Source organism: Mesorhizobium sp. CA8, from assembly GCF_020164955.1.
Lineage (GTDB): Bacteria > Pseudomonadota > Alphaproteobacteria > Rhizobiales > Rhizobiaceae > Mesorhizobium.
In genome coordinates, this window is sequence record NZ_JAIUHG010000026.1 from 92,367 (window position 1) to 99,642 (window position 7,276).

Annotated in this window: 6 protein-coding genes and 1 pseudogene; 2 read left to right on the plus strand and 5 right to left on the minus strand. The window is 60.0% G+C overall.

The window, feature by feature from the left end; genetic code table 11:
• Positions 1 to 56: 56 nt before the first annotated feature.
• The 3 genes and pseudogenes from LB553_RS24420 to LB553_RS24430 all read right to left on the minus strand — a co-directional run.
• A complete protein-coding gene (locus LB553_RS24420; RefSeq protein WP_224516901.1) occupies positions 57 to 671 on the minus strand; it encodes a class I SAM-dependent methyltransferase in 615 nt (204 codons plus the stop codon).
• Between the two features lie 633 nt (positions 672 to 1,304).
• On the minus strand, positions 1,305 to 1,622 hold the full coding sequence (locus tag LB553_RS24425) for a YMGG-like glycine zipper-containing protein (protein ID WP_224516903.1): 318 nt from the start codon (positions 1,620 to 1,622) through the stop codon (positions 1,305 to 1,307).
• 195 nt (positions 1,623 to 1,817) lie between these two features.
• Positions 1,818 to 2,069: pseudogene (locus tag LB553_RS24430) on the minus strand (type II toxin-antitoxin system HicB family antitoxin); the annotation flags it as partial.
• Between the two features lie 65 nt (positions 2,070 to 2,134).
• Between LB553_RS24430 and LB553_RS24435 the strand changes: the two are divergent.
• Complete coding sequence (locus LB553_RS24435) at positions 2,135 to 3,697, plus strand: recombinase family protein (protein ID WP_224516907.1); 1,563 nt, start codon at positions 2,135 to 2,137, stop codon at positions 3,695 to 3,697.
• Positions 3,694 to 4,569 carry a plasmid partitioning protein RepB C-terminal domain-containing protein gene (locus LB553_RS24440; RefSeq protein WP_224516909.1) on the plus strand — a complete coding sequence of 292 codons (876 nt, stop codon included), beginning with the start codon at positions 3,694 to 3,696 and terminating at the stop codon, positions 4,567 to 4,569. The genes LB553_RS24435 and LB553_RS24440 overlap by 4 nt, the downstream gene beginning before the upstream one ends.
• Positions 4,570 to 4,705: 136 nt before the next feature.
• Here the strand turns inward: LB553_RS24440 and LB553_RS24445 are convergent, their stop codons facing one another.
• Together LB553_RS24445 and LB553_RS24450 are read right to left on the minus strand one after the other, a co-directional pair.
• A complete protein-coding gene (locus LB553_RS24445) occupies positions 4,706 to 5,311 on the minus strand; it encodes a general stress protein (RefSeq protein ID WP_224516911.1) in 606 nt (201 codons plus the stop codon).
• A gap of 25 nt (positions 5,312 to 5,336) precedes the next feature.
• A complete protein-coding gene (locus tag LB553_RS24450) occupies positions 5,337 to 6,092 on the minus strand; it encodes a DUF4142 domain-containing protein (protein WP_224516927.1) in 756 nt (251 codons plus the stop codon).
• Positions 6,093 to 7,276: the final 1,184 nt, after the last annotated feature.

The following is a 7,276-nucleotide window of genomic DNA, read 5'->3' on the forward strand; positions in this document are numbered from 1 at the left end:
GACAGGTCCCGTCTTGGCTCGGATCGGCCGTTCGAAAGTCCTGCTCGGAGCAGGGATTAACCGTGCTTCTTCGCGAAAGCCCATACCATAAGCGGGTATTCCTCGTCGTTGCTCAAGTCCCGCCACACCCCATACGCCCGCACCGGGCCACCGATATGCGCCCTGGCGCAGGCCTTGTTGCCCCAGCCGAAGGCCTGCACGTCGTCCTCGGCAAAGCCGCCCTCGACCATGAGCTGCTTAAGGCCCGGGGGCGTCCAACGATTGTAGTCGTGCGGGCGAGCATGCACGCGGAACAGGAAAGGGGTGGCCACCATCGCCCAGCCGCCGGGCTTCGTCATGGCGTGGATGTTGGCGGCAGCCGCCACCGGGCGCTGCACATGCTCCAGCACCTGGTCGGCGATGACGATCGAATATTGCTCCTCGGTGCAGTCCTTGCAGATGTCGAAATCTGGGAAATCGACCGAGCGATAGTTGGGGCAGAGCGCGCGCCAATAGCGGTTCCAGCCCGGCGAGATCTCGATCACGTCGCGCGACTTGCGGTTGGCTGCTTCGAGGAACGTTGTGAAAGCTTCGATCTGGCGGATCCGCAGCCAGTTGCGGTCATCGTAGCGAAGCAGCCGCTTGATCGCATGTTTGCCGCGATTTTTCAGTGCGCCGGCAAGGCTTGTCATTCTCGACCTCCTCCTGCCCGCCCGCAAAATCTCCGTACCGTAGAAACCGTGCAAAAGAATGACAACGAGAAGGAGCCGGCGCTAAATGCGCCGGTCTCGATCGCATGTCGACCATCAACTGGCGGGGCTTGCTTAAAGGAGCGTCTCCGGCGGCCTGAGACGCTCTATACGCAACGCTGAGGTTCCGATCGGGGATGCGAGCGCCCGCTCGACCAAGTGTGCGTGCTATCGCTCCCAGCCTGCGGCTGCCCGTCTCCCGAAATCGGTCCTGAGGGATAGTTTGCTAGAACCGCCTGCAGCCGAACTAGGCGTGCTTTCTGAGCGTTGAGTTCATAGCCACAACGCCGAGAGTTTCTGTTCGATTTGCAGCCGGTGACTAGCTCCGCCTGCAGCCGCGAGATTGTGAGCTGAACAGCGTCGATCTGATTGACCAGCGCCGCTTTCACGGATTTTCGACTGTGCATGGATTTGGCTCCCCAACAGGGTTCGCCAAACTTCATGAATATCGAAATGTTCCTTCCTGCTGGCGTGTGGACCGCCACGAGCAAGCGCGCTTTATGCATTCCTTGTCATTGCTGTTTTAGGCAAGGAGCCGGCGCTCAAGGCGCCGGTCTCCAGCCAATCAGACTTCGATCAGTAATTGCCGTTGTAGTAGCGGTCGTCGCAGGGCGCGGTGTAGATGCGGCCATAGCGGTCCTGATAGCGGCAGAGCTGATCGCCGCGGCGCTGAGGCGTGGTGGCCGAGCCGACCACGGCGCCGAGCAGTGCGCCGCTCGCCGCGCCGATCACCGTGCTTTTCGTGTTGCCGCCGATTGCCTGGCCAACCAGCGCGCCGCCGGCGCCTCCGAGCAATGCACCGGTGGTGGCCCGCTGCTGGCCTTCGGTTTGCGTCTCGCAGCCGGCGAGCGCCGCCGTCATCACCACCGCGAGAATGGCCTTCTTGATAAACATCTTACGAACTCCTCTGAAGCCCCTGGGGACTGACAGGATGGGGCGAACAAATTCCCGAGTGGGGCTGCATTGCGGCGGAACGGCGGCGGAGCCTGCTCACGAAATGAATCAAGGTTTCCCGGCGGTTGAGCGCCTTGGTTGCCAAACGGGAAAGATCGTCTCCGGGGACAGTGACAGCTGCCGTGTTCAACCGACCTTCAACGGCACCATGATTGCAGCAAGTCCGCGATGATCCAGGCATGCCATGATCTGCTCGATCGGGTTGGGTTTTGGAACGGCCTCGCCGTCTTCGATCAGACCCTCGACATGCAAGGCGAGGGCCTCCTCGGCAAGGTGACGCGCTTCTTCAAACGTTGCGCCAGCCGTGACGACGCCGGGAAAGTCGGGGAAGGACACGCCGTAGTCGCTCGCCTCTTCTTTATGAATCAGCCCGATATATTGCTGCATTCGAGTCCTCTTGCCGTGCGGCCATCGACCGCTAATTTAAAGTGCCGGCACGACGGTGCAAGGCCATGGACAAGTTTGCGGCGGCAGGCGACCCCCTTCGGAGGAGGGGCGTTCGTGCCGCGCAATACCTCCGAATGTCCACCGACCAGCAGACCTACTCACTCGACAACCAGAGGGATGCAATCCGCGGTTATGCCGAGGTCATGGGGTACGACATCGTTGCCACATACGAAGACCCCGGCCGAAGCGGACTGCATATGGAAAGCCGGCCCGGCCTCAAGAAGCTGCTGTTCGACGTTGAACACGGGCTCGCCGATTTCGAGACGGTCGTCGTCTACGACGTGAGCCGATGGGGCCGATTCCAAAACATCGATGAAAGCGCCTCCTATGAATATCGATGTCAGATGGCCGGCGTTCGGATCGAATTTTGCGCCGAGCAATTCGGCAACGACGGCACCGTAGGATCGGACATACTCAAGGCCATAAAGCGCAGCATGGCGGCAGAGTATAGCCGGATGCTGTCGCAGAAGGTCTTCATGGGCCAGCTGAGGGTGGCCGGGATGGGGTTCCACGTCGGCGGCATGCAGGGGCTCGGACTAAGGCGTCTGATGGTCGACCAGTTTGGACACCCGAAGCTGCTGCTCGGCCGCAACGAGCACAAGAACCTTCAATCTGACCGCGTGATCATCGTCCCCGGGCCGCCGGAGGAGATAGCGACAGTGCAGCTGATCTTTCGCCTGTTTGTCGGGTCGCGGAAAAATGAAGCTGAGATCGCAAGATACCTGAATGCCCGGGAAATTGTGAATGACTTCGGCCGGCCATGGAAGCGCGAAGGGGTTCGCCGTGTCCTTACCAACGAGAAATATATCGGCAACAACGTTTGGAATCGCCGCTGCATGAAACTCAAAAGCAAGATGGTGTGGAACCCCCCGGACCAATGGGTCAGGGCCGAAAACGTTTTTGAACCGATCGTAAACCGCAAACAGTTTGAGAAGGCGCAGCGAAAAATTGAATTGCTGTACCCGCGCATGAGCGATGACGAGATGCTGGCGGCCCTGCAAAGTCTCTACAAATGCCATGGGAAGCTTTCTGATGCGATCATCAACGCAGCGCCCGGATGCCCATCGAGCTGGCGCTATAGATCGCGTTTCGGAGGCCTGCTTGCCGCATATAGACTGGTCGGCTGCCGGCCGCCCAGAAAGTGTCATTTCATGGAAATCGGCAAGCGCCTCGAAGCTATCCGCTGTCGCGTGATAGAAGACCTGTTGGTCGCGATCAAAGAGGTAGGCGGGCAAGCCTCCTGTGACCCAGGAAGGGAGCTCATCCGGATCAATGACGAGTTCACCGTGGCGATCGCGATAGCCCGTTGTCGCGTTTCTCACAGCGCCTATCCGCGCTGGTCTTCAAAGGCCGCGAGAGAGGCCACGGCGGATATCTTCGTTCTGATCCGAATGCATCCGGGCGATTTGGCCATTCGTGATTACCTGATCGTCCCAACGCATGAAGTCGCCGGGATCAAGGGGAATTTCCATGTCAACAATGGCATGAAGCTCGACGCGTTTCTTTTCCCATCGTTGAACCCGCTTGTTGCACTAGCTGGCCGGACATTCGTGGGGAGCGCCTCATGACGGTACGGCGCGTCACTTTGAGCCAGCAAGCCGCCTACCGCGTTCTGCAAAACAGCCGCACCAGGCACGCCGCACTGTTGGAGAAAATGCACGAGCCCGGCCGGGTGTTCACCGGTACCTGGCTGCGCAGGACCTATACGGCTGAATGCGAAAGAACGCGCAGCATGATGGTCGAGGCGAGAGTCCCTCGGCATCGGCTGGAGATAATGGCTGGAGCGTTGCGAGTTCCGTTGCAGCAGGATCCGTTCCGTCGCCTGCTATCGGCCGAAGGCCTCGCGGTCCTGCCAAAGCCATTGGCTGAACGGGTCATTGGCCAGCAACCTGCGCCGACCCCGAGTCCACCTGTTGAAGCGAAGTCAGCGATCTGCGGAATTTCTCCTGAGGTCCTCGATCTCCTGCAGGATTGGTATGTGCCGCCCCAGGTCTTCGCATCATTGCGCAAGATGGTGCCCGAAAGGCAGCTCAAGGCGGCAAAGTTGATGATCGCTCTGAAACGGGCGAACTTCCACTATGCGCAGCTTCTCAGCACACTAACGCCGGCTTCGCAGTTGGCGGATTCGTCCAGGCCAAGAAGGAAGTTTGTTGGCGTTACAGCCGAGCAGCTAGCTGCCATGGAAATCGAGTTTGACGCGCTGAATGATGAATTCCTGTACTGCGCCAGCTTTGGCGGCATCTGGGCGCTTGAGCTAACGGCGGCAAGGTCCTATCTCGATCGGCTGATGGAGAACGCGCGGGTGGTTAGATACCTTGCGCAGAATTTTCCGGAGCAGCTCGCAAAGCTGCAAACGATCCTGGATATTCCAATGGGTCGGGGAATTCTGGCGCGCCAGCCGAAAAAGCCCGAACGAAAGCGTAAGCACCTTGTCTTTTGAGAGGTCGCATTAGAGCAAATTGCCGCCCATTGGGTGAAGCGGCGCAATTAGCCGCTGGGCCTGCGTGACGTTGCATGAGATTGCTACAGCCGGGTTACACAAAGGCCCCGTGGAGAGTTCCACGGGGCCTCATTGATTACAGCGGTGTCGTTCGGCGAACGCGATCGCGTTCCGCTTCGATGGCATCATAGGGCTCTGCGGTGGCGTCGAACCCTGTCCAGCCGCCGGCCTCGTAAGCGCTACGCCTCTCGTCGATATTGACGGAACGCTCTCCTCGCAGGATCCGTTCAGCCTCGCCGGCAAGCCGATCATCCACTCTGGCAGTCACCAGACTGCCTCCGCGGCGCACGCCCTCGGCGTAGACATGTGCATCACGTTCCGAAACGCCAGATTCAGTCAGCGCCCCTACTATGCCGCCTGCGGCTCCGCCCACCACAGCGCCGCCAACCGCGCCGACAGCCGTAGCAGCGAGCCAGCCTGCGGCCACAACGGGCCCGACACCGGGGATCGCCATGATCCCGAGCCCCGTGAGCAGGCCGCCCGCGCCGCCGACCAGCGCTCCCAGGCCGGCACCAGCGGCGGCATCTTCGCCGGTTTCTGAAGTCTCGTCCTGTCGATACCAATTGTCGGAATTGTTGGCCACGATGCTGATGTCGTCTCGCGGTACGCCAATGGCTTCCAATTCGCTCACGGCGTCGGAGGCGTCCTGATAGTCATCGAAAAGTCCGGTGACAGTGGTCATTGTTTCACTCCCTTTCTGAGTTCGGTTATTGAGCGCCGGCAACCACGTTGCCTTGGAAATCGAGCGCTACGGTCACCTGCTTTCCGTCTTTCTGGGCGGTGCCGCGCCAGATGCCTTGGTCGTCCTTCGTCAGCGCGCTGACATTGGAGAAGCCGGCATCCTGAATCCGCGATTTCGCCTGCGCTTCGGTGAAGCTGTTGGCGCCAGGCACGGGCGCGGCCGGATTATTGGTGTCGCTCGTGGAGACCGCGGGCGTCGTCGAGCTCGTCGTGGAAGACTTGTCGCTGGTGCCGGATGCGATCTTTTCGATCATTTCCTGATGCATCTTGAGCGTCGGCAACGTCTGCTGCGCGAATGTCTTGAGCTGAGCATTGTCGCCGTCCTTGGCGTAGCCTTCGAACAGCTTCACAGCGTCAGCATGTGCGTCGCGCTGCATCTGCACGTAAGACTTGTCGAGTGCGTCCTTGCCGGTGTTCAGGGTGTCGAGTTCGCTCTTGTGCGCGGCGTCCGTCTGGGCAGGCACCTTCAGTTTCTGCTCGCCGGCGATCGTCTCCAGCTTGGCGTTTGCCGCGCCGTGATCGTCGATCATCTTCTGCGCGAAGTCTTTGACTGCCTGATCCTGAGCCTTGCCTTGTGCGATCTTGCTCGACTCGACCTCGAACATGCCTCCGGCGGCGGCCTTATCGACGAAGTCCTGAGCTTTATCGGCAGCATAGGAAGGCACGGCAAATGTCAGGACCGCGCAGGTGGACAGCGCTGTCATTAGAAGGCGGTGTTTCATCGATAGGTTCCTTGCTGAATGGGTGTCACTCAACAAGCGCCAGACCCCTTTGTTCCGGCCGCCACACGATTTCGGGTTGGTGGCGAGAGCGCCTCTTTCACCGGCGACGACATTCGGACCGGCTGTGTGGACGGGGCAGGTTCGTCGCGGGCGGGCCCCGTCTGCCGCGCGTCTGAGGAAGCTGCTCCAAATCTCAGCTGCCCACGCGCGCTTCGCTTTGGAGGTGGATCAGCTACAGCTTGTTATGAAGCCACCTCCGGCTGTCGGTATGGAGTTGCACATCCTTGGGCGGTCGCGCTCTGCATCATCCTATCGCCGCTAACCGACAGGCTCTTGCTGATCCGGTGCAACTGCTCGCGATTGCTGGCGATCCGATTGCCGGCTGCGGCTCTGGCTTCCCTGATCGCGGCCTATTGGTCCGATATCTGGCGCGTGCTGCGGGGCGGCTAAGCACGCACCGAAGCTAGGTGATCTCGTAATAGAAATCGCAAATCAAATCGGCGACTTTCGTCGGTCATGTGCGCCGCGTTCTCTACGGCGACCTGACACTCTGATGACAAGAGCAAGATTCGCGACAGCTGTATGCTTGGTTTTTACATGCCTTGCGCCCGCCTTTGGCGCGGCGGATCTGATGGAAGAATTTAGCTACGAGGCCCAAATCACGGCATGGGAAACGCGAACCGGCGAGGTGGTGGCGCCGTAAGCACGCAAGGCGGTCCTGAGGGCTACCGCGACGAACTTCAGTGCGACAGCGACCTACGCCGGCATGGATGTGAACAGCACTTCGAAGGTCGCGGAAGCAATCCAGGATGCTGGCGACTTTCCGTAAAGCCGCGGGGAGTGATAGCGAAATGGTCTGCAGGCGAAGTGCGATTTGCCCGGTACGATTCCAACCAATTCGCCACTGTCGACGGCACACTCGAACCAGAGCTCGTCTCGTTGCAGATCGAAAGGATGCCGCGCAATAACTGCGGCGCGCCAAAGGGCGTATCACCGCGCCGAGAAGTCGCGCGAAGCGTAAGAGCGAGCAAGTTAGCGCGGCTTGGCGCCGTGTAACGCCGGAAGCCATTGTCTTATTGTGGACGGTTACCGGTTGCTCATATTGGGCTAGACGTCATGTTCCGAGGCGGAGATCGGTGGCCCGCCCTTTCGTGCGATTAAAAGACGAGGGTTGCTCGGATGGG

Excerpts from the sequence above, each read along its gene's own strand:
- LB553_RS24435 (WP_224516907.1), top strand. The coding sequence starts at position 2,135 with ATGGACAAGTTTGCGGCGGCAGGCGACCCCCTTCGGAGGAGGGGCGTT.
- LB553_RS24450 (WP_224516927.1), bottom strand. The coding sequence starts at position 6,092 with ATGAAACACCGCCTTCTAATGACAGCGCTGTCCACCTGCGCGGTCCTG.
- LB553_RS24440 (WP_224516909.1), top strand. The coding sequence starts at position 3,694 with ATGACGGTACGGCGCGTCACTTTGAGCCAGCAAGCCGCCTACCGCGTT.
- LB553_RS24445 (WP_224516911.1), bottom strand. The coding sequence starts at position 5,311 with ATGACCACTGTCACCGGACTTTTCGATGACTATCAGGACGCCTCCGAC.
- LB553_RS24420 (WP_224516901.1), bottom strand. The coding sequence starts at position 671 with ATGACAAGCCTTGCCGGCGCACTGAAAAATCGCGGCAAACATGCGATC.
- LB553_RS24425 (WP_224516903.1), bottom strand. The coding sequence starts at position 1,622 with ATGTTTATCAAGAAGGCCATTCTCGCGGTGGTGATGACGGCGGCGCTC.